This window comes from Aneurinibacillus sp. UBA3580, from assembly GCF_002375825.1.
Lineage (GTDB): Bacteria > Bacillota > Bacilli > Aneurinibacillales > Aneurinibacillaceae > Aneurinibacillus > Aneurinibacillus danicus.
On sequence record NZ_DFMZ01000107.1, the window covers coordinates 5379 to 6217 of the forward strand.

1 protein-coding gene is annotated in these 839 nt (G+C 43.4%); it reads left to right on the plus strand.

The window, feature by feature from the left end; genetic code table 11:
* Nucleotides 1-257 precede the first annotated feature (257 nt).
* A partial coding sequence (locus tag B2899_RS14885) for an HD domain-containing phosphohydrolase (RefSeq protein ID WP_349679054.1) occupies nucleotides 258-839 on the plus strand: 582 nt, incomplete at its 3' end.

Below are 839 nucleotides of genomic sequence, written 5' to 3' on the forward strand. Positions count from 1 at the left end.
CTTCTCTCTTTTCCTTCGTACCATTCATGGCAGGGCTTGCAGCTAATCGGCCATGGTGGTTTCGTATACAAGGGTTTACCATAATAGTATACTGTAAATTAAAGACGGAAAATTCAGTTAATGAATATTGGCATGGGTACTACTATCTAAATTTAGTTTTCCTGTATGTTTTTTGTAATGAAACTAAATTCCTGTGTTAAAATTCGAAAAGAGTACCAAATGTCTATAGGAAAAGACCAAGAAAGTAGGGTTTACGCGTGAAAAAGGTACACATCAATTCTGTAAAGCCGGGAGATAAAATAGCGAAAACGATCCTTTCGGAAACGGGACACATCCTGCTCGGGGCAGGCCTGGAATTGAGCCAGCGGTATATTGACCGCTTGAAAAGTATGGGCATTGACATGGTATATATTGAAGATAAAAACACGGATGATATCATACCTGAAGATGTGATTAGCGATACAACGCGGCGCAAAGCGGTGGAAACGGTCTATAAGACTATGACCAGCCTGATGGATCAACCGAAAGTGAAAGGCAGGGCTTCAGTCCCTGATATAGGGAAAACATTTCGGGATGTATTTGGTACTATATTAGGGGATTTAAGCGGTCGAAAAGAAGTCCTTATCAATTTGGCTAACCTTCATTCACTTGACGGATATTTGTTCCACCATTCCGTAAATGTGGCGGTGCTTGCGGGAGTTATCGGGCTGGCCAAAGGATATAACCGCAACCAGCTAGCTGACTTAGGTGTAGGAGCGCTGCTGTTTGACATCGGGATGACCATGCTGCCTAAAGAGTTGTGGAACAAGAAGACGACGCTGAATCCGGAAGAGCGGGCG